The 26,257-nt window shown below is 69.7% G+C and carries 26 protein-coding genes; 14 read left to right on the top strand and 12 right to left on the bottom strand.

Translation table 11 applies throughout. From position 1 onward, the window contains the following. The first annotated feature begins 10 nt into the window (after window positions 1–10). The 4 genes from G406_RS0134315 to G406_RS0134300 all read left to right on the top strand — a co-directional run bounded on the left by G406_RS0134315 (window position 11) and on the right by G406_RS0134300 (window position 3,342). Window positions 11–961, top strand: a complete 951-nt coding sequence (locus tag G406_RS0134315) for a F0F1 ATP synthase subunit gamma (RefSeq protein ID WP_028937317.1) — start codon at window positions 11–13, stop codon at window positions 959–961. After that, window positions 961–2,397, top strand: a complete 1,437-nt coding sequence (gene atpD / locus G406_RS0134310; RefSeq protein ID WP_028937316.1) for a F0F1 ATP synthase subunit beta — start codon at window positions 961–963, stop codon at window positions 2,395–2,397. Before G406_RS0134315 ends, atpD begins: the two co-directional genes overlap by 1 nt. A 94-nt stretch (window positions 2,398–2,491) precedes the next feature. Continuing rightward, window positions 2,492–2,875 (top strand): F0F1 ATP synthase subunit epsilon, encoded by a 384-nt coding sequence (locus G406_RS0134305; protein ID WP_028937315.1) that lies wholly within the window; start codon window positions 2,492–2,494, stop codon window positions 2,873–2,875. Between the two features lie 29 nt (window positions 2,876–2,904). Continuing rightward, window positions 2,905–3,342, top strand: coding sequence for a DUF2550 domain-containing protein (locus G406_RS0134300; protein WP_342666264.1), 438 nt, complete (start codon window positions 2,905–2,907; stop codon window positions 3,340–3,342). Between the two features lie 98 nt (window positions 3,343–3,440). Here G406_RS0134300 and G406_RS0134295 read toward each other — a convergent pair whose 3' ends face one another. From G406_RS0134295 to G406_RS0134285, 3 genes are all read right to left on the bottom strand, one after another. Next, a complete protein-coding gene (locus tag G406_RS0134295; RefSeq protein ID WP_028937313.1) occupies window positions 3,441–4,028 on the bottom strand; it encodes a cob(I)yrinic acid a,c-diamide adenosyltransferase in 588 nt (195 codons plus the stop codon). A gap of 9 nt (window positions 4,029–4,037) precedes the next feature. Further along, the gene (locus G406_RS0134290) at window positions 4,038–5,216 is read right to left on the bottom strand and encodes an MFS transporter (RefSeq protein ID WP_028937312.1); all 1,179 of its coding nucleotides are present in this window, start codon (window positions 5,214–5,216) and stop codon (window positions 4,038–4,040) included. Window positions 5,217–5,310: 94 nt separating this feature from the next. Beyond that, a complete protein-coding gene (locus tag G406_RS0134285) occupies window positions 5,311–6,051 on the bottom strand; it encodes an SDR family NAD(P)-dependent oxidoreductase (protein ID WP_028937311.1) in 741 nt (246 codons plus the stop codon). A 106-nt stretch (window positions 6,052–6,157) separates the two neighbouring features. On the opposite strand from G406_RS0134285, the gene G406_RS51710 reads away from it, so the two are divergent. The 4 genes from G406_RS51710 to G406_RS0134265 all read left to right on the top strand — a co-directional run bounded on the left by G406_RS51710 (window position 6,158) and on the right by G406_RS0134265 (window position 11,164). Then, window positions 6,158–6,823 carry a TetR/AcrR family transcriptional regulator gene (locus tag G406_RS51710; protein WP_051343173.1) on the top strand — a complete coding sequence of 222 codons (666 nt, stop codon included), beginning with the start codon at window positions 6,158–6,160 and terminating at the stop codon, window positions 6,821–6,823. Further along, window positions 6,802–8,070 carry a UDP-N-acetylglucosamine 1-carboxyvinyltransferase gene (gene murA / locus G406_RS0134275; RefSeq protein WP_028937310.1) on the top strand — a complete coding sequence of 423 codons (1,269 nt, stop codon included), beginning with the start codon at window positions 6,802–6,804 and terminating at the stop codon, window positions 8,068–8,070. The genes G406_RS51710 and murA overlap by 22 nt, the downstream gene beginning before the upstream one ends. 157 nt (window positions 8,071–8,227) lie before the next feature. Further along, window positions 8,228–9,043 carry a DUF1206 domain-containing protein gene (locus tag G406_RS0134270; RefSeq protein WP_028937309.1) on the top strand — a complete coding sequence of 272 codons (816 nt, stop codon included), beginning with the start codon at window positions 8,228–8,230 and terminating at the stop codon, window positions 9,041–9,043. Window positions 9,044–9,145: 102 nt separating this feature from the next. Then, entirely contained in the window at window positions 9,146–11,164 is a 2,019-nt protein-coding gene (locus G406_RS0134265) for a protein meaA (protein ID WP_028937308.1), read from the top strand. A gap of 357 nt (window positions 11,165–11,521) precedes the next feature. Here G406_RS0134265 and ehuB read toward each other — a convergent pair whose 3' ends face one another. Then, entirely contained in the window at window positions 11,522–12,370 is an 849-nt protein-coding gene (ehuB, locus tag G406_RS51705; RefSeq protein WP_037080164.1) for an ectoine/hydroxyectoine ABC transporter substrate-binding protein EhuB, read from the bottom strand. Between the two features lie 52 nt (window positions 12,371–12,422). After that, the gene (locus G406_RS0134255; RefSeq protein ID WP_028937307.1) at window positions 12,423–13,394 is read right to left on the bottom strand and encodes a quinone oxidoreductase family protein; all 972 of its coding nucleotides are present in this window, start codon (window positions 13,392–13,394) and stop codon (window positions 12,423–12,425) included. Between the two features lie 99 nt (window positions 13,395–13,493). On the opposite strand from G406_RS0134255, the gene G406_RS51700 reads away from it, so the two are divergent. Further along, window positions 13,494–13,958 (top strand): MarR family winged helix-turn-helix transcriptional regulator, encoded by a 465-nt coding sequence (locus G406_RS51700; RefSeq protein WP_037080162.1) that lies wholly within the window; start codon window positions 13,494–13,496, stop codon window positions 13,956–13,958. A 32-nt stretch (window positions 13,959–13,990) separates the two neighbouring features. Here the strand turns inward: G406_RS51700 and G406_RS0134245 are convergent, their stop codons facing one another. Genes G406_RS0134245 through G406_RS0134230 form a run of 4 tightly spaced genes read right to left on the bottom strand, consistent with a single transcriptional unit; the run spans window position 13,991 to window position 17,917 of the window. Beyond that, window positions 13,991–14,887, bottom strand: coding sequence for an ROK family protein (locus tag G406_RS0134245; protein WP_028937306.1), 897 nt, complete (start codon window positions 14,885–14,887; stop codon window positions 13,991–13,993). Continuing rightward, on the bottom strand, window positions 14,884–16,083 hold the full coding sequence (locus G406_RS0134240; RefSeq protein WP_028937305.1) for a sugar ABC transporter permease: 1,200 nt from the start codon (window positions 16,081–16,083) through the stop codon (window positions 14,884–14,886). Before G406_RS0134240 ends, G406_RS0134245 begins: the two co-directional genes overlap by 4 nt. Continuing rightward, window positions 16,080–16,835 carry an ATP-binding cassette domain-containing protein gene (locus tag G406_RS0134235; protein WP_425414658.1) on the bottom strand — a complete coding sequence of 252 codons (756 nt, stop codon included), beginning with the start codon at window positions 16,833–16,835 and terminating at the stop codon, window positions 16,080–16,082. The genes G406_RS0134240 and G406_RS0134235 overlap by 4 nt, the downstream gene beginning before the upstream one ends. After that, window positions 16,832–17,917, bottom strand: a complete 1,086-nt coding sequence (locus G406_RS0134230) for a sugar ABC transporter substrate-binding protein (RefSeq protein ID WP_028937303.1) — start codon at window positions 17,915–17,917, stop codon at window positions 16,832–16,834. Before G406_RS0134230 ends, G406_RS0134235 begins: the two co-directional genes overlap by 4 nt. Window positions 17,918–18,048: 131 nt before the next feature. Here G406_RS0134230 and G406_RS0134225 point away from each other — a divergent pair, with 131 nt between their 5' ends. Further along, the gene (locus G406_RS0134225; protein WP_084216603.1) at window positions 18,049–19,203 is read left to right on the top strand and encodes an ROK family transcriptional regulator; all 1,155 of its coding nucleotides are present in this window, start codon (window positions 18,049–18,051) and stop codon (window positions 19,201–19,203) included. A gap of 3 nt (window positions 19,204–19,206) precedes the next feature. On the opposite strand, the gene G406_RS0134220 is transcribed toward G406_RS0134225, so the two are convergent. Then, the gene (locus G406_RS0134220; protein ID WP_028937301.1) at window positions 19,207–19,980 is read right to left on the bottom strand and encodes an enoyl-CoA hydratase-related protein; all 774 of its coding nucleotides are present in this window, start codon (window positions 19,978–19,980) and stop codon (window positions 19,207–19,209) included. A gap of 63 nt (window positions 19,981–20,043) precedes the next feature. Between G406_RS0134220 and G406_RS0134215 the strand changes: the two genes are divergently transcribed. Both G406_RS0134215 and G406_RS0134210 read left to right on the top strand, forming a co-directional pair. Then, entirely contained in the window at window positions 20,044–20,784 is a 741-nt protein-coding gene (locus G406_RS0134215; RefSeq protein WP_028937300.1) for a TetR/AcrR family transcriptional regulator, read from the top strand. A 19-nt stretch (window positions 20,785–20,803) separates the two neighbouring features. After that, window positions 20,804–22,039 (top strand): cytochrome P450 family protein, encoded by a 1,236-nt coding sequence (locus G406_RS0134210; RefSeq protein WP_028937299.1) that lies wholly within the window; start codon window positions 20,804–20,806, stop codon window positions 22,037–22,039. 146 nt (window positions 22,040–22,185) lie between these two features. On the opposite strand, the gene G406_RS0134205 is transcribed toward G406_RS0134210, so the two are convergent. Both G406_RS0134205 and G406_RS0134200 read right to left on the bottom strand, forming a co-directional pair. Then, window positions 22,186–23,340, bottom strand: a complete 1,155-nt coding sequence (locus G406_RS0134205; RefSeq protein WP_028937298.1) for an acyl-CoA dehydrogenase family protein — start codon at window positions 23,338–23,340, stop codon at window positions 22,186–22,188. Window positions 23,341–23,412: 72 nt separating this feature from the next. Further along, window positions 23,413–23,952 (bottom strand): NUDIX domain-containing protein, encoded by a 540-nt coding sequence (locus tag G406_RS0134200; RefSeq protein ID WP_028937297.1) that lies wholly within the window; start codon window positions 23,950–23,952, stop codon window positions 23,413–23,415. Between the two features lie 25 nt (window positions 23,953–23,977). On the opposite strand from G406_RS0134200, the gene nucS reads away from it, so the two are divergent. Further along, window positions 23,978–24,637, top strand: coding sequence for an endonuclease NucS (gene nucS, locus G406_RS0134195; RefSeq protein ID WP_028937296.1), 660 nt, complete (start codon window positions 23,978–23,980; stop codon window positions 24,635–24,637). A 64-nt stretch (window positions 24,638–24,701) separates the two neighbouring features. Beyond that, window positions 24,702–26,207: an aldehyde dehydrogenase family protein gene (locus G406_RS0134190; protein ID WP_028937295.1), complete on the top strand. Its 1,506-nt coding sequence runs from the start codon at window positions 24,702–24,704 to the stop codon at window positions 26,205–26,207. The last annotated feature ends 50 nt before the right edge of the window (window positions 26,208–26,257 follow it).

Genomic DNA, 26,257 nt, shown 5'->3' with positions numbered 1-26,257 from the left:
CGGGTAACTCATGGCGGCACAGATTCGAGTCCTGCGGCGGCGCATCCGCTCGACGCAGTCGATCAAGAAGATCACTCGGGCGATGGAGCTGATCGCCACCTCACGGATCGCGAAGTCGCGTGCCCGGGTGGAGGCCTCCAAGCCGTACGCCGAGGAGATGACCCGGGTACTGACCGAGCTGGCCAACAACTCGGCGCTGGACCACCCGCTGCTCGTCGCGCGTCCTGACGCGCGTCGCGCGGCGATCCTGGTGGTCACCAGTGACCGGGGGCAGTGCGGTGGCTACAACGCCAACGTGCTGAAGGCCGCCCGGGAGCTGGAGGAGATGCTCCGGGAGCAGGGCAAGGACGTCGTTCGCTACGTGATCGGCCGTAAGGGAGTGGGTTACTTCCGCTTCCGTAAGCGTCCGGTCGAGGCGTCCTGGACCGGTTTCTCCGAGCAGCCCCAGTACCTCAATGCCAAGGAAGCCGCCGACACACTCGTCGCGGCGTTCATGGCCGGGGCCGACGACACGGCCGAGGGACCCGGCGAGGACGGCGTGCAGGGAGTTGACGAGCTGCACCTCGTCTACACCGAGTTCAAGAACATGGTCACCCAGCTGCCGCAGGCACGCCGGATGGCTCCGATGGAGGTCGAGTACGCGGAAGAAGACGCCGCGGCGAGCACTTCTTCTTCGGGCTCAGAACGGGCATACGCGTTCGAACCGGACGCCGACACCCTGTTCGACGCACTGCTGCCGAAGTACATCAGCTCCCGGCTGTTCGCCGCGCTGCTGGACTCGGCCGCGTCCGAGTCGGCGGCCCGCCAGCGGGCCATGAAGGCCGCGACGGACAACGCGAACGACCTCATCAAGAGCCTGACCCTGGAGGCCAACCAGGCCCGCCAGGCCCAGATCACCCAGGAGATCAGCGAGATTGTCGGCGGCGCCGACGCTCTCGTCGCCGCAGGAAGTGACAACTGATGACCCTTACTGCTGACAACACCGCGACAGAGACCCAGACCGGCCGCGTTGTCCGGGTAACCGGCCCGGTCGTCGACGTGGAGTTCCCACGCAACGGTCTGCCCGCGCTCTACAACTCACTGTCCGTCGAGGTCACCCTCGCCGGAGAGACCAAGAAGCTGACCCTGGAGGTCGCCCTGCACCTGGGTGACAACCTGGTCCGCACCATTTCGATGCAGCCGACCGACGGTCTGGTTCGTGGCACGCCGGTCAAGGACTCCGGCCGCCCGATCTCGGTGCCGGTCGGTGACCAGGTCAAGGGCCACGTGTTCAACGCACTGGGCGACTGCCTGGACAAGCCCGACCTGGAGATCACCGGCGAGCGCTGGGGCATCCACCGCAAGGCTCCGGCCTTCGACCAGCTCGAGGGCAAGACCGAGATGCTGGAGACCGGCATCAAGGTCATCGACCTGCTCACCCCGTACGTGCAGGGTGGAAAGATCGGCCTGTTCGGTGGTGCCGGTGTCGGCAAGACGGTGCTCATCCAGGAGATGATCACCCGTGTCGCCAAGAACTTCGGTGGTACGTCGGTGTTCGCCGGTGTGGGTGAGCGCACCCGTGAGGGCAACGACCTCATCACCGAAATGACCGAGGCCGACGTCATCAAGGACACCGCGCTGGTGTTCGGCCAGATGGACGAGCCGCCCGGCACGCGTATGCGCGTCGGTCTGTCCGCGCTGACCATGGCGGAGTACTTCCGCGATGAGCAGAACCAGGACGTGCTGCTGTTCATCGACAACATCTTCCGGTTCACCCAGGCCGGTTCGGAGGTCTCCACGCTGCTCGGCCGTATGCCGTCCGCCGTGGGTTACCAGCCGACCCTGGCCGACGAGATGGGCGAGCTGCAGGAGCGGATCACCTCGACCCGGGGCCGGTCCATCACCTCGCTGCAGGCCATCTACGTGCCGGCGGATGACTACACCGACCCGGCGCCGGCGACCACGTTCGCCCACCTGGACGCGACGACGGAGCTTTCCCGGCCGATTTCGCAGAAGGGCATCTACCCCGCTGTGGACCCGCTGACCTCGACGTCACGGATCCTCGACCCGCAGTACATCGGTGACGAGCACTTCCGCGTCGCCAACGAGGTCAAGCGGATTCTGCAGAAGTACGCCGACCTGCAGGACATCATCGCCATTCTGGGTATCGACGAGCTGTCCGAAGAGGACAAGCAGCTCGTCGGCCGGGCCCGCCGCATCGAGCGGTTCCTGTCCCAGAACCTGCTGGTCGCCGAGCAGTTCACCGGCCAGCCGGGCTCGACGGTTCCGCTCAAGGAGACCATCGAGTCGTTCGACAAGATCGCCAAGGGCGAGTTCGACGACGTGCCGGAGCAGGCGTTCTTCCTCTGTGGTGGTCTCGACGACCTGGAGAAGAACCGCAAGAAGCTCCAGAGCTGAGCCGTCGTGAGAGCCGAGGGTGGCGAACGCTACCCTCGGCTCTCACGATCTCAACCCACACAACCTCGAACTCAGACACGAAGAGAGGCACGTCATGGCGGAGATGTCCGTCGAGCTGGTCGCGGTCGAGCGTCGGCTGTGGTCCGGCGAGGCGAGCTTCGTGTTCGCCCGGACCACCGAGGGTGAGATCGGTGTCCTGCCCGGCCACGAGCCCACGCTCGCTCAGCTGGAGCAGGCCGGTGTGGTCCGTATCGACACCCCGCAGGGCAACTCGGTCACCGTCGCCGTGCACGGCGGCTTCCTGTCCATCACGCCGGACGGTGTGACGGTACTGGCGGAGTCGGCCGAGCTGGCCGAGGAGATCGACGTAGAGCGTGCACGCGCCGCCGCGAGCAAGGCGGATGCGTCCACCGAAGAGGGCGCGGCCGCGATCGCGCGCGCCGAGACGCGGCTCAAAGCCGCGAGTTCGTCCGACTGACTCCAGAGAGCGGCGGGACGGCGATGGGGATGGCAGAGATTCTCGGTGTCGTCCTGCTGCTCGGGGCATTGTTGATCGGCTGGCTGGCGGTACGCAGGCTGCGGCTGATCAGGATCGGCGGAGTGGACGTGGCGTTGCGCCGGGTCCGCGCCGCCGCGCCGGATTCCACCCGGAACTGGAATCTGGGCGTCGCCCGGTACAAGGGCGACGAGTTCGTCTGGTTCCGGGTGATCAGCCTCGGCCGTCGCGCCAACATGGTGCTGAGCAGGCGAGAGCTGGAGATCGTCGACCGCCGCAAGCCCGGTCCGACCGAGGAGTACGTGGTTCCCGCCGACTCCACGGTCCTGCGATGTAGGGACGGCCAGCACACGGTCGAGCTGGCCATGACCCCCGACGTCCTCACCGGTTTCCTGGCCTGGCTGGAGGCAACACCCCCAGGCCGCTACTCCTTCCGCCAGGCCTCCTGAGCCAGCCCGCACTGTGCACACCGTCGTGCTGCGTCGCACACGTCCGGACATGTGCGACGCAGCACGAAGATGTGCAAAGGCGCTCGGGAAGCTTCGGGCTACTCGTTGTCCTGCTTGGCGCCGCCGCCGGGCTTCCACAGGATGTCGCCGTCGGGGTTCGCCACGCGGCACAGGATGAACAGCAGGTCGGACAGGCGGTTCAGGTACTTCGCGGTCAGCGGGTTGGTGCGGTCCGGGTCCTGCTCCAGCAGCGCCCACACCGTGCGCTCGGCGCGCCGGGTGACCGTCCTGGCCACGTGCAGCTGGGCCGCTGCGGGCGTGCCGCCGGGCAGGATGAACGAGTCGAGCTTGGGTAGCCGGGAGTTGTACTCGTCGCACGCCTTCTCGAGCCATTCGATGTAGACCTCGGTCACCCGCAGCGGCGGGTACTCCGGGTTCTCGACGATCGGCGTACACAGGTCGGCGCCGACATCGAACAGGTCGTTCTGCACCTTGCGCAGCGTCTCGACGACGTCCGCCTCGGGGGCGGTGGTGGCCAGCACGACGCCGATCGTGGCGTTGCACTCGTCCACGTCGGCGTACGCCCCGAGCCGGACGTCGGTCTTGCTGACCCTGGAGAAGTCGCCGAGTCCGGTGGTGCCGGCGTCCCCGGTCCTGGTGTAAATCCGCGTCAGGTGCACTGCCATACCCGCAGCTTAGAGGCCGGCCGCCGAACCCGCTGTGGCCTGCGTGGCTCGCCGGTCGCGCAGCCAGGACGCAGCGGTCACCGCGATCCCGGCGACGGTGACCGCCGCGCCGACCAGAGAGAGCGAGCGCAGGCCGAACCCGCTGTCCAGGACGCGCCCGCCGAGCCAGGCGGCGAACGCGGCCGCGAGCTGGAACGCCGACGCATTGACCGCGATGGCGAGCGTGGGCGCCGTGCTCGCCGTCGCCATGACCCGGGTCTGCATCCCGGGGACGACCGAGAATCCGACCGCCCCGACCACGAAGATCATGACCGCGGTGGCGGCGGGGTTGGTACTGACCAGCCACAGGACCAGCAACGACACCACGAGCAGGCTCAGCAGCGCGACGAGGGACGGCATCAGAGCGCGGTCCGACAACCAGCCACCCGCGAGGTTGCCGACGGTCGCACCCACGCCGTAGACCAGCAGCAACGGCGCGACGGAGCGCGACGCGAACCCGCTCACCTCGACCAGCAGCGGCGCGAAGTAGGTGAACACGACGAGTAGGCCGGCATTGCCGACCGCCGTCATGAGGATCGCCAGCTGGACCTCACGCCGCCCGAAGACCCGCAGCTCGGTCACCGCGGAGGCGACTTCGGGGCGCGCGCCGGTCGGCACGAGCCACACGATCAGCACCAGGCCGGCGGCCGCGCACACCGCGATGGCCAGGAACGTCGATCGCCAGCCGAACTCGTGGCCGAGGACGGTGCCGATCGGCGCGCCGAGGATCGTCGCCAAATTCATCCCGAGCGCCAGCTTCGCCACGGTCGAGGCCTGCTTGCCTGCCGGGGCCGTCGACGCGGCGATGACCACCGCGTTGGCGAAGAACGTCGCCACCACGAACGAGCTGACCACCCGCGCCACCAGGAGCACGGCGTAGGAGGGCGCCAGCATCGACGCGATGTTTCCCAGAACGACGACCACCATGAGGACCGCGATGAACGGCTTCCGGGTGAACCGGCTGGTCAGCGCGGTGAGTACCGGACCGCCGACCACCATGCCGATCGCGTACGCGGTGACCAGCAGCCCCGCGGCGGGGATCGACACCGCCAGGTCGCCCGCGATGTCCGGCAGGATCCCGGCGATCACGAACTCCCCGGTGGTCACACTGAACACGCACACCATCAGCGCAAGCACGACGACAGACATCAGTTCCCACCCCAGGCAGTCATATCGCTGACAAGAACCCCGACTCGCCCTGACAAAAACCCCGACTCGCGGCTTTGCCGTACGAGTGGGGTGGTTAGGCGTTGGTGCCGCTGTCGATCAGCAGGGCGGCTCCGGTGATCGAGCGGCCGCCGGGGCCGGCCAGGTGGGCGACCGTCGCCGCGATGTCCTCGGCCGTGCCGTAGCGGCCCAGAGCCGAGAGCTGGCGCTGGAAGTCGGCGTGCGGACCGTCGGCGGGGTTCATGTCGGTGTCGGTCGAGCCGGGGTGCACGACGTTCGCGGTGATGCCCCGGGGGCCGAGCTCCCTGGCCAGGGCCTTGGTCAGGCCGTCGAGGGCCGACTTGGTCATCGCGTAGAGCGTCAGGCCGGGGCCGGGCACCCGGCTCGCGAGGTTGCTGCCGATGCTGATGATCCGGCCGCCCTCGCCGAGGTGCCTGCTCGCCGCCTGGCTCGCGCTGAACACCGAGGTCAGGTTGACCGCGAGGATTTCGTCCCGCTGCTGTGTGGTCATCTCCTCGATCGGCCCGGCGACCCAGATGCCGGCGTTGTTGACCAGGATGTCCAGCCTGCCCAGCTCGCGCACGGTGCGTTCGACCGCCTCGGCCGCCGCGTCGGGGTCGGCGTTGTCGGCGTGGATGGCGATCGCGGTGCCACCCTCGGCGACGATCCGCTCGACGACGGCCTCCGCCTTCTCCTTGCCGTTGCGGTAGGTCACCGCGACCGACGCACCGTCGTGCGCGAGCCGGATGGCGATCGCCGCACCCATGCCCCTGCTGCCCCCGGTGACCAGTGCAACCTTGCCCGTCAGTTCTGCCATGTCCGCGACTCCATTTCTGTAGTGATGACTTCAAAAGTCTGCGGCTCGACGCCCGGCGCTGTCAAGGAGTATTTTTAGGGTTCGATACAGAAAGGCGGTGGCGGCGATGGCCGAGCGTGGGCGGCCTCGCGGGTTCGACCGGGAGCAGGTGCTGCTCCGCGCCATGGAGGTCTTCTGGGAGCACGGGTACGAGGGCGCCTCGCTGACCGAGCTGACCACGGCCATGGGTATCAACGCTCCGAGTCTGTACTCGGCCTTCGGCTGCAAGGAGGCGTTGTTCCGGGAGGCGGTCGAGCTGTACAACAAGACCGAAGGCATCTCGGTGTACGGAGCGCTGACCGCGTCCACCGCGCGAGAGGCGATCGCCGGGCTTCTGCGGGACGCGGCGGCCGCGTACACGGGCCCAGGTAGGCCCACCGGCTGCATGGTGGTGCTGGCCGCGACGACGTACACGTCCAAGACGGTCGCGGTCCGGGATTTCCTCACCGAACAGCGCCAGGGGAGTACCGCTGAGCTACGCGCGCGGCTCGACAAGGGCGTCGCCGACGGTGAACTGGCGCCGCACACCGACACCGTCGCGCTGGCCTCGTACTTCAGCACGGTCATCTACGGGATGTCGTTGCAGGCCAGGGACGGTGCGACGCGCGAGGAGCTGCTCGTCGTCGCGGATGCCGCGATGGCGGGCTGGGATGCGCTCGTCTCAGGGAGGCCGCGCATCCCTGAGGACGGGACAACCGCTAGCGTGCACGAGTGGCAGAGCACTTCCGGGTGAATGGTGGCGCGCGGCTGACCGGAGAGATCCAGGTCGTCGGCGCCAAGAACAGCGTGCTCAAGTTGATGGCGGCGGCACTGCTCGCCGAGGGCACCACGACGTTGACCAACTGTCCGGAGATCCTCGATGTCCCCCTGATGGCAGACGTCCTGCGCAGTCTGGGCTGCGAGGTCCGGATCGACGGCGCCACCGTGGAGATCACCGCTCCGGCGCAGCCGAACGAGGCCGCCGACTACCGCTCGGTGTCCAAACTGCGCGCCTCGGTGTGTGTGCTGGGTCCGCTGGTGGCGCGGTGCCGGCGCGCGGTGGTTCCGCTGCCCGGTGGTGACGCGATCGGTTCGCGGCCGCTGGACATGCACGCGAACGGGCTGCGCAAGCTGGGCGCGCACACCGAGATCAGTCACGGCAAGGTCGTCGCGCACGCCGAGGACCTCAAGGGCGCCCAGATCTGGCTGGACTTCCCGAGCATGGGCGCGACCGAGAACATCCTGATGGCCGCCGTGCTGGCCGAGGGGACGACGGTCATCGATAATGCGGCGCGCGAGCCGGAGATCGTCGACCTGTGCAGGATGCTGCAGCAGATGGGCGCCAAGATCGAGGGCAGCGGCAGCTCGACGCTCACCGTGCACGGCGTGACCAGCCTCCAGCCCACTCAGCACCGGGTGATCGGTGATCGGATCGTCGGTGCGACCTGGGCGTTCGCGGCGGCGATGACCCGGGGTGAGGTCACCGTGCACGGCGTCGACCCACACCACCTCGAACTGGTGCTGGACAAGCTGCGCACCGCCGGCGCGGACACCTCCACGACGGACGACTCGTTCACCGTGGCGATGGCCGAGCGGCCGCGCGCGGTCGACTTCGTGACGCTGCCCTACCCCGGCTTCGCCACCGATCTGCAGCCCATGGCGATCGCGCTGTCCGCGGTCGCCGAAGGCACCTCGATGATCACCGAGAACGTGTTCGAGGCCCGTTTCCGGTTCGTCGACGAGATGATCCGGCTCGGTGCGGATGCGCGGACCGACGGTCATCACGCGGTCGTGCGCGGTGTCGAACGGCTGTCCTCGGCTCCTGTGTGGGCCTCGGACATCCGGGCCGGTGCGGGTCTCGTGCTCGCGGGTCTGTGCGCCGACGGCAGCAGCGAGGTCTGGGACGTCGAGCACATCGATCGCGGCTACCCTCGTTTCGTCGAGAACCTGCGTGAGCTGGGCGCCGACGTGTCCAGGGTGACCTCGGAGCCCGACCGCTGACCGGATGAGAGCGTGAGCTGGTGCTGACACTCCCGACTCGCGGTGCCGAGGTGCCCGACTCGCCGTGCTCACGCGCCCGACTCGCGGAGCGGGCGGCGGTCACAGCGGCGAGTCGGGGCGCTGAGGGTCCCGACTGGCTGACGACCGGCGGGCGCGGGTGAACGCCGCCGAGGACGCGGCCGAGTCGGCCGAACGGCTGGCAGGCAGTCAGCCCATGCGGCTGGGAGCCCGGGCCGGGCTGGTCGCCAACGGGCTCATCCACCTGCTGGTGGCGTACCTGGCGATACGGGTGGCCTTCGGCGACGCCGAACGGGCGGACCAGGGCGGTGCGCTGCAGACGATCGCCGGTGAGCCGTTCGGGCGCCTGCTGCTCTGGGCGGTGACCGCCGGGTTCGCGGCCGTCGTCATCTGGCGGCTCCGTGAGGCGCTGAGCGGCTTCCGCTACCTGACCGATGAGAGTCAGCGCAGGCAGAAGCGGCTGTTCTCCGCCGGGCAGGTCGTGGTCTTCGCGGTACTGACCGGGCTGACCGCGAGGGTCGCTGGCGGTGAACCGCCCGGCAACGGCGGTCAGAGCGGCTCGGCATGGCTGCTGCAGGCTCCCGGTGGGCGGTGGTTGCTCGCCGCGATCGGCGTCGGAGTGGTCGTCACCGGTGGGTTCATGGCGTTCCGGGGCTGGCAGAAGGCGTTCCTGGAGGACGTCGACCTGATCGGTGCGCCCGCGCTGGTCAGTGTGCTCGCGGAACGGCTCGGCCAGTTCGGCGCGGTCGCCAAGGCGCTGGCGATCATGATCATCGGGGTGTTGATCGACGTCGCCGCGCTGAAGTCGGAACCGGCCAGGGCACAGGGCATGGACGTGGCGCTCAAGACCCTCGCCGCGCAGCCCTTCGGCTCGGTCCTGCTGGTGGTCGTGGCACTCGGTCTGGCCAGCTACGGTCTGTTCTGTTTCTTCGACGCTCGGTACCACCGCGTCTGACTCGAACGAGTGCCTGCTTGGGATTGTGAGCAGGAGTACGCATGCAAGCCGGCTACCCGGCAGTACGATCGGCTCAGTTCATCGTCGAGCGGAGGTAGTCCGGTGCCCTATCCGAACGACCGGGAGTCCGATCGACCGTGGGTCATGCGGACCTACGCGGGTCACTCGTCCGCGGCAGCGTCGAACGCGCTCTACCGGCGCAACCTGGCAAAAGGACAGACCGGGCTCTCGGTCGCCTTCGATCTGCCGACGCAGACCGGCTACGACCCCGACGACGAGCTCGCCAAGGGTGAGGTCGGCAAGGTCGGCGTGCCGGTCAGCCACATCGGTGACATGCGCGCGTTGTTCGACGGCATTCCGCTTGCCGATGCGAACACCTCGATGACGATCAACGCCCCGGCCATGTGGCTGCTCGCCCTCTACGTCGCCGTCGCCGAGGAGCAGGCGGTCGAGGCGGGGGCGGACCCGGCGCAGGTGCGGGCCAAGCTCGCCGGCACGACGCAGAACGACATCGTCAAGGAGTACCTGTCCCGGGGGACCTACGCCTTCCCTCCCGACCCCAGCCTTCGCCTCGCAACCGACCTGGTCACCTGGACCGTCACGCACGTGCCCCGGTGGAATCCGATCAACATCTGCCCGTACCACCTGCAGGAGGCCGGGGCGACCCCGGTGCAGGAGATCGCCTACTCGCTGACCACCGCGATCGCGGTCCTGGACACGGTGCGCGACTCGGGCCAGGTTCCGCCGGAGCAGTTCGAGAAGGTCGTCGCGCGCATCTCGTTCTTCGTCAACGCGGGCCTGCGGTTCGTCGAGGAGATGTGCAAGCTGCGCGCGTTCGTCGCGCTGTGGGACGAGATCACCAGGGAGCGCTACGGCGTCAAGGATCCGAAGGCGCGCCGGTTCCGCTACGGCGTGCAGGTCAACTCGCTGGGGCTGACCGAGGCGCAGCCGGAGAACAACGTGCAGCGCATCGTGCTGGAGATGCTCGCGGTGACGTTGTCGAAGGACGCGCGCGCCCGTTCGGTGCAGCTGCCCGCCTGGAACGAGGCGCTCGGGCTGCCCCGGCCGTGGGACCAGCAGTGGGCGCTGCGGATGCAGCAGGTGCTGGCCTTCGAGACCGACCTGCTCGAGTACGAGGACATCTTCGAGGGCAGCAAGGTCATCGAGGCCAAGGTCGACGAACTCATGGTCGGTGCGCGCGAGGAGATTCAGCGCGTCCAGGACATGGGTGGCTCGGTCGCGGCCGTCGAGTCGGGCTACATGAAGGGCCAGCTGGTGTCGTCGCTGGCCGAGCGGCGGCGGCTCATCGAGTCCGGCGAGTACGTCGTGGTCGGTGTCAACAAGTTCGACACCACGGAGCCGAGCCCGCTGCAGGCAGAGGGCGCCAAGGCGATCGAGACGGTCGACCCCGCCGTGGAGCAGGCCGCGATCGACGCGATCGAGCGTTGGCGGGCGCAGCGGGACAACGCGGCCGTCGAGCAGGCGTTGACCGACCTGCGCGACGCCGCGAAGACCGACGCCAACCTCATGGAGGTGACGGTGGCCTGCGCGAAGGCCGGCGTGACCACGGGGGAGTGGGCCGGTGCGCTGCGCGGCGTGTTCGGTGAGTACCGGGCGCCCACCGGTGTCGGTGCGGCCAGCGCGAGTGGAGAGGCGGCGAGCGAGTTGGCCGACGTGCGTGCGCTGGTCAAGGCCACCGGTGAGGAGCTGGGCACCCGGCTGCGCATGCTGGTCGGCAAGCCTGGCCTCGATGGCCACTCCAACGGCGCCGAGCAGGTCGCGGTCCGGGCGAGAGACGCCGGCTTCGAGGTCATCTACCAGGGCATCCGCCTCACCCCGTCACAGATCGTCGCGGCGGCGGTGCAGGAAGGCGTGCACGTCGTCGGGCTGTCGGTGTTGTCCGGCTCGCACCTCGAGGTGGTCCCTGCGGTCGTCGACGGGTTGCGCGCCGCCGGCGCCGACGACATCCCGGTGATCGTCGGCGGCATCATCCCGAAGGAAGACGAGCCCGAGCTCTACGCACGGGGTGTGGCCGCGGTCTTCACTCCCAAGGACTACGCCCTGACCGAGATCATGCAGAAGATCGTCGAGCTCATCCGCAAGCAGCACGGCCTGGGGTAACCGTCGCTCGGTGCTCGAGCGGACGGACGCTTGCCCTAGAAAGCCGGCTCCGCGTGTCTCCGCGGGAGTTCCGGCGAAGGCAGCCCGACTGGGCAGCGGTTGCGTTGGCTCCGCGTGTCTCCGCGGGAGTTCCGGTGAAGGCCCAATTCAGCGACGGCTGAGTTGGCTCCGCGAGTCTCCGAAGGAGTTCCGGCGAAGGCCGGGCAGTGAATGTCCGCAACAACCTCGCCAACGCGAGGAGGCGGCTCCCAGGGCGACAACAAGCGCGCGCCCGGCGACGAAGGAGCTTGTTTTTCTGGGAGTACCCCCGAAGCGAAGCGAGGGGGTGGTCACAGAAAAACTCCGCGCGGAACAGGCCTAACGACACAGCACTTCGGTCGTGAGGGCGGGGAGTGGGCGGTTGTTCGGGGTGAAGCCGAACGGGGCCGTCACCCTGAGCCAGTCGCCCGAGGCCTGGAGCGCGGCCAGGCCGGTGTTGAAGGCCTCGCGTAGGTCGTTGTCCTGCTGGCGGAAGCCGAACGCCGCCGTGGGCTGGGACTTCAACGGCGGTACCGGCGGGACGCCTGCGGTGACCTCCAGCGGGGCCTTCGGCTGTTTGCGCAGCATGCTGCGCAGCGAGATGTCGGTCAGTGCACCCACCGGTACCTCTGCCTGGAAGACCGACCTGAACAGGTCGGCCGGCGAGTCGTACTGCTTGATCCGTGCGTCGGGGATACCGGCGGCCCGTGCACTGTCGAGCTCGACGCTGCCTTCCAGCACCGCGAGCGGCAGCTTGGCCCTGACCACGTCGGCGAAGGAACGCAGTCGCTTGGGGTTGCCCTTCGAGACGAGGAACGCACTCGGCGCGACGAAGTCGGGGCGGGAGAACGCCACCTGCTGACAGCGCCCCGGGGTGACGGCCATGCCGGCCGCGACGATGTCGAACGCTCCGTCGTGCAGCCCCTCGATGAGCTTGCCGAACGGGCGCTGGACCGCATCCAGCGCGGTCACCCCGAGCGTGCCGAAGACGATCCTGGCGACCTCGGGTGCCTCGCCGGTGAGCGTGCCCGAGGCATCGAGGTAGCCGTAGGGCTCCTCGCCCGCGATGCCGACCCGGATCGTCTTGCTGTCCCGGATGCGCTGCAGCGCGCTTCGGGTGTCGGGTCCGCAGCCGGCCGCGAGCACCCCGACGCCGGCGAGAGTGAGCAGACGACGGCGGGACAGCATACGGTTACTGTAGGTCACTCTCTGTGTGGTGTCTGTCTGGATCTTGTGCCGGTCACGGCGCGAGCAGCACGCGCCCGATCCTGCTCCGGTCCTCCAACAGGGTGTGCGCCCTGGCTGCCTCGGCGAGTGGGACCGTCGCGGAGACCTGGGTGCGCAGCTCGCCGGCCGCGACCCGGGCGGTGACCTCGGCGACGACCCGGCGATGCTCCGCCGGACGGGCGGCCCGCCACTGCTCGACCCCGAAGCCGGTGACGGTGCGGACGGCGAACAGCGCGGCCGCGCTCAGCTCGGGCAGCGTCCCGCTCGCCGCCCCGTAGACGACGAGCCGCCCGAGCGGGGCGAGCAGCTCGAGCGTCGCCGCGCTGACCGTGCCCCCGACGCTGTCCAGGGCGACGTCGACGCCGTCGGGCACCGCCGCTCGTACCTGGTCGGTCCAGTCCGGGGTGGCGAGGCACACGGCGACATCGGCACCGAGTCGCCGTGCCGCGTCGAGCTTGTCCGGCGAGCCGACGGTGCCGATCACCCGCCGGGCGCCCCTCAGCCTGGCCAGCTGCACCGCGAGATGGCCGATGCCGCCGGTCACCGAGTGCACCAGCACGGTCTCGCCGTGAGCCAGCCCGCCGAGCTCCAGCGCGACCTGGGCGACCGGGGCAGGCATCGCCAGGACGCTCGCATCACCCGAGTTCACGCCATCGGGCACCTCGGTCAGCGCCGACGCGTCGGCCACCGCGAAGTCCGCGTAGGCGTCCCGGTGCACGAGCGCGACCACCCGCCGGCCGACAAGCGCCTGGTCGATGCCATCGCCGACCCGTTCGACGGTGCCGACCACGTCGCCGTGCGGACTGCCCGGGAGCGGCCACGTCCCGAACGGGCTGGTACCGGCGCGGATCGTCGTGTCGACCCAGCTCGCACCGATCGCCTCGGCGCGCAGGAGCACCTGACCCGGCCCGGGCTCGGGAACGGGGGTCTCCTCGATCCGCAGGACCTCTGGCCCGCCGAACTCGTGGTAGCGGACTCGGCGCACGGTGTGTCTCCTCGCTATCGTGGGGGTTGCCAATGTTGGCTCACCCAATGATATCGACATTGATGGGGGTTGCCAACGAATTGGCTCTACACTGAGCCGGTGCGACGGGACGAGAACTGCGCGGACGACGACGGACGCGCGCCCAGCAGGCTCCGGGGCACCACGTTCTGGCTGCTCCGCAGGGCGGCCCGCACCGCGGACCGGGCCACCCAGGAATGCCTCGTCGAGGCCGGGTTGCGGCCGTACTACTTCGGGGTGCTCGCCACGCTGGAGGAGTTCGGGCCCGCCGCGCAGGTCGAGATAGGCCGCCGGCTCGGTGTCGACCCGAGCGACATGGTGGCGGCGCTCAACGGCCTGGAGGGTGAGGGGCTGGTCCTGCGCGAGCGCGATCCGAATGACGGACGACGCAACCGGGTGGTGCTCACCGAGGCGGGGATGGCCGCGCTGCTGCGGTTCGACGGCGCGATCGTCGACGCCCAGCGCGAGTTCCTCGCCGGGCTGTCCGATGCGGAGGAGAAGATCCTGCTCGACCTGCTCCTGCGCATCGCCTCACCTACCTTGTGAGTGGTACGGGCGCCTATAGGCGCCCGTACCACTCACGAGCGTTGCGCCTCCCAGGCCAGCGCCGCCGCGCCGACCAGCGCGCCGTCCTGGGCGAACCGGGCGACCACGAGCTCCGGGGGGAACGGCACGGCGCGGTCCAGCGAGGCGGCCAGGGCGGGCAGGACCAGGTCGGCGGAACGGACAAGTCCGCCGCCCACCGTGATCCGGGCCGGGTCGAACAGGATCGCCGCGTTCGTCAGATGCATCGCGAACTCGCCAAGCACCCGATCCACCAGAACTCGCGCGGCGGCGTCGGTCCTGGCCAGTGCGAACACCGAGCCCGCCTCGCCGTCACCGCCCACCGATCGTCCGCGCAGGCCGATCGCCCTGCCTCCCGCCCACTGTTCGAGCGGTGCGTGCCCGGCGTGCGGACCGGCCGGATCATCCGGAGCGCGCAGGTTGTAGCCGATCTCGCCGGCGGCGCCGTGCGCACCGGACAGCACGGTCCCGTCCACCAGCGCCCCGACCGCGATCCCGGTCCCCAGGTTGAGGTGCAGGCCGAACCGCACGTCACGCAGCTGCCCCCAGCGTGCCTCGGCCATCGTGGCCGCCTTGACGTCGGTCGCGCACACGGTCGTCGCGTCGAGGGTCTTCTCGAACCGCTCCCGCAGGCGCAGCTGTGACCAGCCGGGCACGTTCGGCGCGAGCAGCACCCCGTCGGGGCGCACGATGCCGGGACTGGCGACGCCGACGGCATGCAGCCGATCGGTACCGAGCTGGTCGATCAGCGTTCGCGCGGTGTCCAGGGTGCGGGTCAGCGCCTGCTCTGCTCCTCGTTCGGACAACATCGCGATGCGTTCGGCGGCCAGTGTCCGGCCGGTCTTGTCGATCGCGGCCACCGCTGCCTTGGTTCCGCCGAAATCGACCGCGAGGACGTACGGGCCGGTCACGGCGCGCCGCGCCTGGCGACCGAGTCGATGGCGACCGCGACCGCGAGCACGGCGCCGGTCACCATGAACCGCACCGAGGAGTCGACGTTGAGCAGCAGCATGCCGTTGGTGATCGACTGGATGACCAGGATGCCGAGCAGCGCCGCGTACGCCCTGCCCCGCCCGCCGAACAGACTGGTGCCGCCGATCACGGCGGCGGCGATCGCGTTCAGCAGGATGTCGCTGCCGCCGGAGCTCTGGTTGACCGCCGCGAGCCGGGACGCGGCGAGGATGCCGCCGACGGAGGCGAGCAGCGAGGCGCCCACGAAGGCCAGGATCCGGACCCGGTCGACGTTGATGCCCGCCCGTCGGGACGCCTCGGCGTTGCCACCGACGGCGTACATGCGCCGTCCGAACACGGTCCGCCGCAGTACCAGGTCGAGACCGACGACCAGCCCGCCGAAGACCACCAGGGTGAGTGGGACGCCCCGGTCGGAGTTCAGCACCAGCACTGCTGCCGCGAGCAGGAGGAACAGTCCACCGGAGCGCACCGCTACCCAGCCCGTCGAGAGCACGCTCAGGCCCGCACGCGAGCGCAACCGCCTGGTCACCAGCGTCGCGGCCAGATGCCCGCCGGCGAGGGCGATCACCAGCAGCCAGCCGAGCACGGGCGGCAGCCAGGTGTCGCTCAGCTGCGCGATGCCCCGGTCGAAGGGCAGGTTGATCGTGCCCTCGCTGCCCAGCAGGTAGAGCAGCATGCCCTGCCAGCCGATCAGCCCGGCGAGCGTCACGACGAAGGACGGCATGCTGAGCTTCGTCCGCATCAGACCGTGCACCAGCCCGATCGCGGCGCCGACCGCGAGCGCGCCGAGGACCGCCACGACCGGGTTCGACGCGCCGCGCACATAGATCAGGGTCATCACGACCGCCGCGAGACCACTGACCGAGCCCGCGGACAGGTCGATCTCACCGAGCAGCAGCACCAGCACGATGCCCAGCGCGATCGTGCCGGTGGCGGCCATCTGCAGGGCGAGGTTGGTCAGGTTCTCCGGGCTGAGGAAATGCTCGTTCAGCGCGGAGAACACCACGGCGATGGCGACCAGGCCGACGGCGACCGGGAGTGAACCCAGATCGCCCCGGCGCAGCCGGTCGCGTGCGGAGTCGAGTATCCGCGGCGTGGGGGAGACGGGTTCTCCTCGTGCTGTCAGCTCGCTCATCGACCCGCTCCGGTGATCGCCGCGACGATGGTCTCCTGGCTGGTCGTGGCTGTGACGAAGGTGCCGGCGTTGCGACCCAGTCGCAGCACCGCCACCCGGTCGCTCACCGCGCGCACGTCGGCCAGGTTGTGCGAGATCAGCAGCACCGCCAGCCCGCGCTCGCGCAGCGTGCCGACGAGCTCGAGCACCTGCGCGGTCTGTTCGACGCCCAGCGCCGCCGTCGGTTCGTCCAGCAGGACCATCTTCGGCTCGCCCAACAGCGCCCTGGCGATCGCCACCGACTGTCGTTGACCACCGGACAACGCCGCGACCGGCGACCGGACGTCCCGGATCCGCACGTTGAGCGAGGCGAGCAGGTCCCGTGCGGCACGCTCCATCTCGATCTCGCCGAGCAGCCCGTAGGCGCGGGTCTCCACGCCGAGGTACAGGTTGGCGACCACGTCCAGGTTCTCGCACAGCGCGAGGTCCTGGAACACCGTGGTGATGCCGAGCGCCTGAGCGTCCTGCGGGCGGGAGATCCGGACCTGTTCGCCGTCGAATCGGATCGTGCCCTCGTCCGGGATGATCGCGCCGGAGATCGTCTTGACCAGCGTGGACTTCCCGGCGCCGTTGTCACCGACGAGCGCGACGACCTCACCGGCGTGGACGTCGAGGTCAGCCCCTGCCAGCGCCTGGACGGCTCCGTAGCGTTTGGTGGCGCCACGCACGCTGAGCACGAGGCGCGTCGCGGTACCGGTCGCGGCCGGGCTCACCGCAGGCCGGCCTTGGCGCAGGCCTGCGCGACGTCCGGGGTGCAGATCTGGTCGGCGGTGTAGAAGCCGTCCTTGACGATCGTGTCCTTGATGTTGGCGCTGGTGACGACGATCGGGTCGAGCAGGAAGGCGGGAATCGGCGCGGTGCCGTTGTCGACCTTGGTCGGCGCCTGCGGGTGCTCGCCCTTGCCCAGCGCGACGGCGAGCTGGGCGGCCTGTTCGGCCTGCGAGCGGATGTTCAGGTACACCGTCATCGTCTGGTCGCCGCCCAGGATCCGCTGGACCGCGGTGAGCTCCGCGTCCTGGCCGGTGACCGGCGGCAGCGTGGCGTAGCCGGCCCGCTTCAACGCGGCGACCGCCCCGTCGGCCATACCGTCGTTGGCCGAGTAGACGCCGGTGATCGAGTCCCGCCCGAGCGAGGTGACCGACTGCTCCATCTCCTGCTGGGCCTTGTCCGGGCTCCAGTCCGGGGTGTCGAACTCGCGCCCGACCCGCACCTTGCCGTCCAGCGCGAGGTGCGCGCCCTTCTTGTAGTCGGCGGCGCTCGGGTCGGTCGGCGCGCCGTTGATCATGACGACCTGGCCCTTGTCGACCGTGCCCCGCCGGGTCATCTCATCCAGCAGCGCCTGCCCCTGGACCTGCCCGACCTTCACGTTGTCGAACGAGACGTAGTAGTCGTAGCCGATCCCGGAGATGAGCCGGTCGTAGGCGATGACCGGGATCTTCTTCTGCGCGGCCTGATGCACCAGCGGTGCGACGGCCTGGGCGTCGACCGCGTCCAGGACCAGCACCGTCGCGCCCTGGGTGAGCGCGGACTCGACCTGGCCCTGCTGCTTGGCCGGGTCCTGGTCGGCGTTGTAGTACAGGACCGAGCAGTCCTGGCACAGCTGGGCGACCTTGGCCTCGAACAGCGGCCGGTCGAATGCCTCGTACCTGGTGGTCTTCGACTCCGGGAGGAACAGCGCGATCTTCGCGCCCGCCTTGCCCGGACCCTGCGAGCCGGTGGTGCCGCCGGAGCCGCAACCGGCGATCAACAGGAGAACGGCGGCCGCCGTCGCCATGACGAGCTGTCCTCGACGCATGATGGGTCACCCTTGTGCTCGGAGTGCCTGCCGCTTACCGCTGCCCGATCGAGCAGTGGTAAGAAAGGTAGTTTACTAATAACCGGACTGTCCAGTGCTCCGCGATCGAGAGGCTGCCGATGAGGCGTCAGGTGGGGAACCCCCAACTGCTGCGGGCCATGAACGAGCGGCTGCTGCTGGACCAGCTCACCGATCACGGCAAGGCATCGCGCGGTGAGCTGGCCAAGATCACCGGTCTGTCCAAGCCGACCGTGTCCGCGGCGCTCGCCGACCTGGAGTCGGCCGGGCTCGTCCGGATGGTCGGCTCGGTCAGCGGTCGTCCCGGGCCGAGCACCGCGCTCTACGACATGAACGTCCGTGCCGGCCTGGTCGCCGGGGTGGACATCGGCAGGGACTGGATCCGGCTGGCCATCGCGGACCTGCGAGGGGACTTCATCGGTCGCCGCGACGTCCGCAACCTGGCGAAGTCCTCCGCTGAGCTGGTAGGCGCGGTGCACGAGCTGGCCGAACAGGTCGCCTCGGAGTCGGGCGTGGCGTGGACCCAGATCAGCTATGCGGTCATCGGCAGTCCCGGTGTGCTCGATCCGGCGACCGGACGGCTCGGACTGGCACCGAACCTGCCGGGCTGGGACCGGGTGGGACTGGTCGAGCAGCTGCACACCACGCTGGGGGTCGAGTCGGTGATCGAGAACGACATCAACCTGGCGGCGGTCGGCGAGTCGGTGCTGGGCGCCGGGCGCGGCCTGCGCAACTTCGTCCTGGTCTCCGTCGGGACCGGTGTCGGTATGGGCATCGTGATCAACGGTGAGCTCTACGTCGGCGGCAGCGGCGCGGCGGGAGAGGTGTCGTTCCTGCCCGCCAGCGAGCAGGACGTGGCATCGACGGACTCCCGTCAGCGCGGGATGACCGAGACGGCGGTGTCCGCGGGCGGCGTGACGGAGGCCGCGCGGCGGGCGGGACTCACGGCGCGCACCGCCAAGGAGGTGTTCGCCGCCGCCGAGGACGGGGACCCGACCGCGCGCGCGGTCGTGGCGGCCGAGGGGCGCCGGATCGGGTCGTTGATCACGGCCGTCGCTGCCGTCCTCGACCCCGAGCTGGTGGTTCTGGGTGGCGGGGTCGGCCGGAACCTGGACATGCTCGGTGGAGCCATCGCCGAGCGGATCGCCGAGCTCGGCCCGTTACGCCCTCGGGTGGTGGCGAGCGAGCTCGGCGACGGCGGCGTGCTGCACGGCGCGGTGGCGAGAGCCCTCGGCGCGGCGCGGGACCTGCTGTTCGACCGGCGGTGAGGGTCAGTCGGTCCAGTTCGGGTGGCGCTTCTCCAGGAACGCGGCCATGCCTTCCTTGGCTCCCGCCGTCTGCGCGGCGGATGCCATGACCTCCACCGCGATGGCGTACGCGTCGGCCTCCGGCCGGTCGAGCTGGGCGTACAGGGTCTGCTTGCCGAGCGCCTTGCTCAGGCGGCTGCCCTTCGTCGCCCTGGCCAGCAGTGCGTCGACCGCCGCGTCGAGCTCGTCGTCCGGAACCGCCGCGTTGATCAAGCCCCACTCGGCCGCTGTGCTCGCATCGACGACGTCGCCGGTCAGCGCCATCTCCATGAGCCGCTTGCGGCCGACGGTACGTGCCACCGGCACGGCCGGCGTGTGGCAGAACCAGCCGCCCTTGCCTCCGGGTAGCGCGAAGCCCGCCGAGCGTGCCGCGATCGCCAGGTCGCAGGACGCCACGAGCTGACAGCCCGCCGCCGTGGCGAGCGCGTGCACCCGGGCGATCACGACCTGCGGTACCGACTCGATCAGCTTCATCAGTGCGGTGCACTGCCGCAGCAGGTCACGGACCCCGGCCAGGTCACGGGAGGCCACGTCGCCGAAGTCGTGACCGGCGGAGAAGACCTTGCCCTCACCGGCGAGCACGATCCCGGTCGCCTCGCTGCGCCCGGCGACCTCGAACGCGTCGTGCAGCTCGGCGAGGTGGTCGCTGGACAGCGAGTTCCGCCGCTGGGGCCGGTTCATCGTGATCCGGACCGTGTCGCCGTCCTGTTTGACCAGCAGGTGTTCGTAATCCGCCATGACGTCCACGGTAGCCGGGCCGACGGGCTGGGCAAAGCGTCGGAACAGGTCTATCGTGACCGTATGACTGAAAGTGCAAGATCAGTCACCCAGTCCGAAGAGTGGGCGACGCGGCTGGTGCGAGTGCTCGACGCCGCGTCGGAGCTCCTGGTGCGGTGGGGCTACCGGCGGGTCACGATCGACGACGTCGCGGAGCGGGCCGGCGTCGGGAAGGGCACGGTCTACCTGCACTTCCGCAGCAAGGAGGCGCTCTTCCTCACCGTGCTGCTGCGCGGTTACCACGACCTGATCACCGGCATCGCCGACCGGATCCGCGCCGACCCGCGCGAGGTGCTGCCCAGTCGGCTGGTGCGTTCCACCTATCTGGCCATGCAGGGCGACCCGCTGACCAGGGCTCTCTACCTGGGCGACGGCGACATGCTCAACCGGTTGGCGCGCGAGAGCGTCGAGACGCTGGGTGAGATGCGAACCGCGGTCGAGCGGCAGGGACGGCGCCATTTCGAGCTGCTGCGCGAGGCCGGGTTGCTGCGTACCGATCTGCCGGTCGACGAGCAGCTGTACCTGTTCAACGCGGTCGGTGGCGGCTTCTTCCTGCTGGAGCCGATGGACCTGCCAGGAGCTCCGGGCAGCCCTGCGCAGCGTGCGGACCTGATGGCCTACGCGGTGCGCGCGGTCCTGGAGGACCCGGACGCCGCGCCGCCCGGTCCGGAACTGGCGGCCGTCGCCGCCCGGCAACACGAATCGCTGCTGGAACACGTCGACCGTGAATGGCAACGCCGAGTCCGGTCACCCGGCCCGGCCTGACCTCGATGAGGAGCATCCGATGAGTACCGTGCGTGCCGACGAGCCCGCCCTGACCGCACCCGAGCTGCTGGCCGACCCCTACGGCGGTTACCGACGGCTGCGTGAGCAAGCCCCGGTCCTGCGCGGCCGCTACCTCGACGACAGCCCGATCTGGTACGTGACGCGGTACGAGGACGTGCGCTCGGTTCTCGCCGACGACCGGTTCGTCAACAACGCGCCGGGTGAGGCGGCGGACCGCAAAGCGCGACTGATCGAGTCGCTCGGTATCCCGCCCGACATCACCGGCTATCTGACCGAGTCGATCCTGTCCAGCGACGGCGCGACCCACATGCGCCTGCGCAAGCTGGTATCCCGCGCGTTCACCGTCCGCCGGGTCGCGCAGCTGCGCCCCTCCGTCGAACGGATCACCACCGACCTGCTCGACGGCCTCGGTGACGGCCCGGTCGACTTGGTCGAGCACTTCTCCTACCCGCTGCCGATCACGGTGATCTGCGACCTGGTGGGCATACCCGAGGCCGACCGCGCCCAGTGGCACGTCTGGGGCAAGGCACTGTCGAACATGCGGCCCGGCGAGGTGGGACCGGCCGCGCGCGGTTGCGTCGACTACCTCAACGCGCTGATCGAACAACGCAGGGCAGCGCCTCAGGATGACCTGATCGATGCGCTGATCGCGGTCCACGACGAGGGGGACCGGCTTTCCGACGTCGAGATGGTGACCATGGTCGTGACGCTGGTGTTCGCCGGTCACGAGACCACCGCGCACCTGATCAGCAACGCCACGGTCGCCCTGCTCACCCATCCCGACCAGCTCGCCCGGCTGCGCGAGGACCCCGCGCTGTGGCCCGGAGTCGTGCACGAGCTGATGCGCTGGTGCGGCCCGGTCCAGATCACCGCGCTGCGTTACGCCACCCAGGACGTGGAGCTGGGTGGGACCCTCATCCGCGCGGGCGAGGCCGTTCAGCCCGTCCTGGTCTCGGCGAACCGCGATCCCCGCCAGTACCCGCACGCCGACGAGCTCGATGTCACCCGCCGTGCCGCCGAACGTGGCGAAGGTCACGTCGGCTTCGGTCACGGCGCTCACTACTGTCTCGGGGCCGCACTCGCGAAACAGGAGGCGGAGGTCGCGCTGAGTGCTCTGTTCAGCCGTTTTCCCGCTCTGGCACTGGCCTGTGCCCCCGGCGAACTCGCCTGGGATCCCATCCCTGGAGCCCGCAGACTCCACGAACTCCCGGTAATCACCCGCCTAACGGAATGAAGCCCTCCGCCGATGACCCCATGCCGGGGGCGCGAAGGGAGCCCCGCGCCCCCGGTTCGAGGAAAACAGCCACGCCGCGCACCCCGCGGCCACACCGCGCGCAGTGCACATGGCGCGGTGTGGACGGGAGGTGCGCGGTGTGGCTGCTAGTAGCTCTTCGGCAGGCCCAGGGTGTGTTGGGCGACGAAGTTCAGGATCATCTCCCGGCTGACCGGCGCGATGCGCCCGGTGCGGACGGCGCCGATCATGGTGCCGATCCCGTACTCGGCCGACATGCCGTTCCCGCCGTGGACCTGCACGGACGCGTCCACCGCGTTGATCGCGGCCTCGGCGGCCGCGTACTTGGCCACGTTGGCCGCCTCCCCAGCGGTGGGATCGCCGACGTCGTAGAGCCACGCGGCGCGAGTGGTCGCCAGCCGGGCCAGCTCGACCTCGATGTGCGCCTTGGCCAAGGGGTGCGCGACGGCCTGGTGGCTGCCGATCGGTGCGCCCCACACCGAACGCTGCTTGGCGTAGGCGGTGCCCTTGTCGAGTGCGTAGCGGGCGAGACCGTTGGACTGCGCGGCGACCGTGATGCGCTCCGGGTTGAGGCCGGCGAACAACGCGGCGAGACCCGCCTCCTCACCGCCCACCAATGCGTCGTCGGGGAGGTGGACGTCGTCGAAGAACACCGTGAACTGGCGCTCAGCGGCGATGAAGGCCATCTCGATCGGCTGGTAGGTCAGGCCGGGGGTGTCCTTCGGCACGATGAACATCGCGGGGCGCAGCGTGCCCTTCGTGTCCTGCATACGGGCCACGACCAGCGTCGCGTCGCTCTCGTCGATGCCCGAGATGTAGTACTTGTGCCCGGACAGCAGCCAGCCACCGTCCGGGTGCGGGCGCGCCGAGGTGGTGATCCGGTGCGAGTTCGAGCCCGCGTCGGGCTCGGTGATGGCGAACGAGAACTTGGCGCTGCCGTCCGCGATTCCGGGCAGCCAGCGTTCGCGCTGTTCCTGGGTACCGGACGTGGCGATGACCGACGCGGCGATCGCGGGGGAGACCACGATCAGCAGCAGCGGGCAGCCGGCGGCCGCGATCTCCTCGGTCACGATGGCCAGCTCGACCATGCCACCGCCCCCGCCGCCGTACTCCTCGGGCACCCCGACGCCGAGGAAGCCCGCGCGGCCGGCGTCATCCCACAGCTCGGTGGTCTTCTCGCCGGCCTTCGCCTTCGCGTACAGGTACTCGTGGCCGTACTTCGAGGCCATGGAGGCCACGGAGGAGCGCAGCATCCGCTGCTCGTCGGTCTCGGTGAAGTCCATTCCGGGGTACCTCCGGGGTGGTCGGTTGCCCCCAGTGTTGTGCACGGGACCGCCCGATGCAACTTACCGGCGCTACTGCCGGTAACTCTGTTCGTGCAGGAGCAACAACCCGAGCGCGGCGATGCTCTGGGCGTCGGTGATCTCGCCGTCGGTGATCATCCGGGTCACCTCGCGCCGGTCGAACCAGGCCGCGCGCATGTCCTGCTCGCTCAGCTCACGCTCCGGCGCCCCGGAGGTCAGCTCGGTGGCCACGAACACCCGCCCGCGTTGCGAGGACATGCCGGGAGCGACGTCCAGCAGACCGATCGGAGTCATGCGCGCCGCGTGCAGCCCGGTCTCCTCCCGCAATTCGCGGCGCGCCAGCTCCAGCGGGTCCGACTCCTGCAGATCCGGCGCGGTGCCCTGGGGAAACTCCCAGCGACGAAGCCCCAACGGATAGCGGAACTGCTCGACCAGGTGCATCCGGTCGCCGTCGAGCGGGATGATCAGCGCGTAGTCCGGTTTGTCGATCACGCCGAAGATGCCGTCGCTGCCGTCGGACCGGCGAATCTGGTCCTCCCGTACCACCATCCACGGGTTGGCGTACACCTGGCGGCTGCTGAGTCGCTCCATCCGGCGACGGTATAGCGTGCGTCACGTGCGACTTGTCATCGCCCGCTGCCAGGTTGATTACGTGGGGCGGCTCACCGCGCATCTTCCGATGGCTCCCAGGCTGCTCCTGGTGAAGGCGGACGGTTCCGTCAGCGTGCACGCTGACGACCGGGCCTACAAACCGCTGAACTGGATGAGTCCACCCTGCTGGCTGGAAGAGAAGCCGGGCGTGTGGACGGTACGCAACAAGGCCGACGAGTCGTTGGTGATCACCATCGACGAGGTCCTGCACGACTCGTCACACGAGTTGGGCATCGACCCCGGGCTGGTCAAGGACGGCGTCGAGGCACACCTGCAGGAGTTGCTCGCCGAACACCCCACCACGCTCGGCGACGGGTTCACCCTGATCCGCAGGGAGTACCCGACGGCGATCGGCCCCGTCGATCTGCTGTGCAAGGCGCCGGACGGCAGCACCGTGGCGATCGAGGTGAAGCGGCGCGGCGAGATCGACGGCGTCGAACAGCTCACCCGGTACCTGGAGCTGCTGGGCCGGGATCCGCTGTTGTCGCCGGTCACCGGCGTGTTCGCCGCGCAGCAGATCAAGCCGCAGGCACGAACGCTCGCCACCGACCGGGGGATTCGTTGCGTCACGGTGGACTACAACGCGCTGCGTGGCGTGGAACCCGACGGTCTGCGGCTCTTCTAGTAACACTGTCGCGACACAGGCTTGCTGCCGCGAAGGACATACCGTGGGCATGTAAGACTGGGTCATGACACAGGCGAAGGCGCAGGCCGGTACCGGGGCCGAGACACCGGTCAGCACGTTCGACTCGGTGGATCCGCGTACCGGTGAGCTCGTCGGCAGCCATCCGGTACACGACACGGAACACGTGAACGCGACCGTCCGCAGGGCGGGCGAAGCGGGTGCCTGGTGGGCGGCGCTCGGGTTCTCCGGCAGGCGCAAGCGACTCGCTGAGTGGCGAAAGCTGCTGGTCGCGCGGGTCGACGAGTTCGCCGACCTGATGTCGGCGGAGACCGGCAAACCCGCCAACGACGCCCGTCTCGAGATGGTTCTGGCGATCGATCACCTCGCGTGGGCGGCACGCAAGGCCCAGGGTGTCCTGGGACGGCGCAAGGTCGGCGCCGGCATGCTGATGAGCAACCAGAGCGCCACGCTCGCCTACCCGCCGTTCGGCGTCGTCGGGGTGATCGGCCCGTGGAACTATCCGGTCTTCACCCCGATGGGTTCGATCGCCTACGCGTTGGCGGCCGGCAACGCGGTGGTCTTCAAACCGAGCGAGTACACCCCGGGTGTGGGCCACCTCCTGGCAGAGACCTTCGCCGAGGTGGTCACCGAGCAGCCGGTGCTGCAGATCGTCACGGGGTTCGGCGAGACCGGCGCCGCGCTGTGCCGCTCCGGCGTGGGCAAGCTCGCCTTCACCGGGTCCACCGCGACCGGGCGACGGGTGATGGCGGCCTGCTCGGAGAACCTCACGCCGGTGCTGATCGAATGCGGCGGCAAGGACCCGCTGATCGTGGACGCCGATGCCGACCTCGAAGCCGCCGCCGACGCCGCGGTCTGGGGCGGGATGGCGAACGCCGGGCAGACCTGTGTCGGTGTGGAGCGCGTGTACGTCGTCGAGTCGGTCGCGGACGAGTTCCTCGCCAAGGTCGAGGCGAAGGCCGGAGCGCTGCGGCCGGGCGGTGAGCCGAACGCCGACTTCGGGCCGATGACCATGCCCTCGCAGGTCGACGTGGTGGCCGGCCAGCTCCAGGACGCGCTCGACAAGGGAGCGCGGGCGCTCGTCGGCGGCACCGCGTCGGTGCGTCCGCCGTACGTCGAGCCGGTCGTCCTGGTGGACGTACCCGAGAACTCCACGGCGATCACCGAGGAGACCTTCGGGCCGCTGCTCGCGGTCAACCGGGTCGCCGACATCGAGGACGCGATCTCCAGGGCGAACGCGTCGGTCTACGGCCTCGGCGCCTCGGTCTTCTCCGCGAAGCGTGGCGAGCAGATCGCCGCGCGGCTGCGCTGCGGCATGGTCGCGGTCAACGGGGTGATCTCCTTCGCCGGTGTACCGGCGTTGCCGTTCGGCGGTGTCGGGGACTCCGGTTTCGGGCGCATCCACGGCGAGGACGGGCTGCGCGAGTTCGCCCGTGCGCAGGCGGTCACGAGGCAGCGTTTCGCCGCGCCGATCAACGTCACGTCGTTCGCCAGGGGCGACCGGGCCATTCCCCGGCTGCTCAAGCTGGTCCGGACGCTCTACGGCCGCTAGCTCGAACAATGCGGCGTGCCCGGCGCCACATCCACCCTCGCTGTCCGGGT

The organism is Actinospineispora spinosispora DSM 44797 (assembly GCF_000429025.1).
Taxonomy (GTDB): domain Bacteria; phylum Actinomycetota; class Actinomycetes; order Mycobacteriales; family Pseudonocardiaceae; genus Pseudonocardia; species Pseudonocardia spinosispora.
The sequence above is the reverse complement of the archived record's forward strand: the minus strand, read 5'-3'. Positions and strand labels throughout refer to the sequence as shown.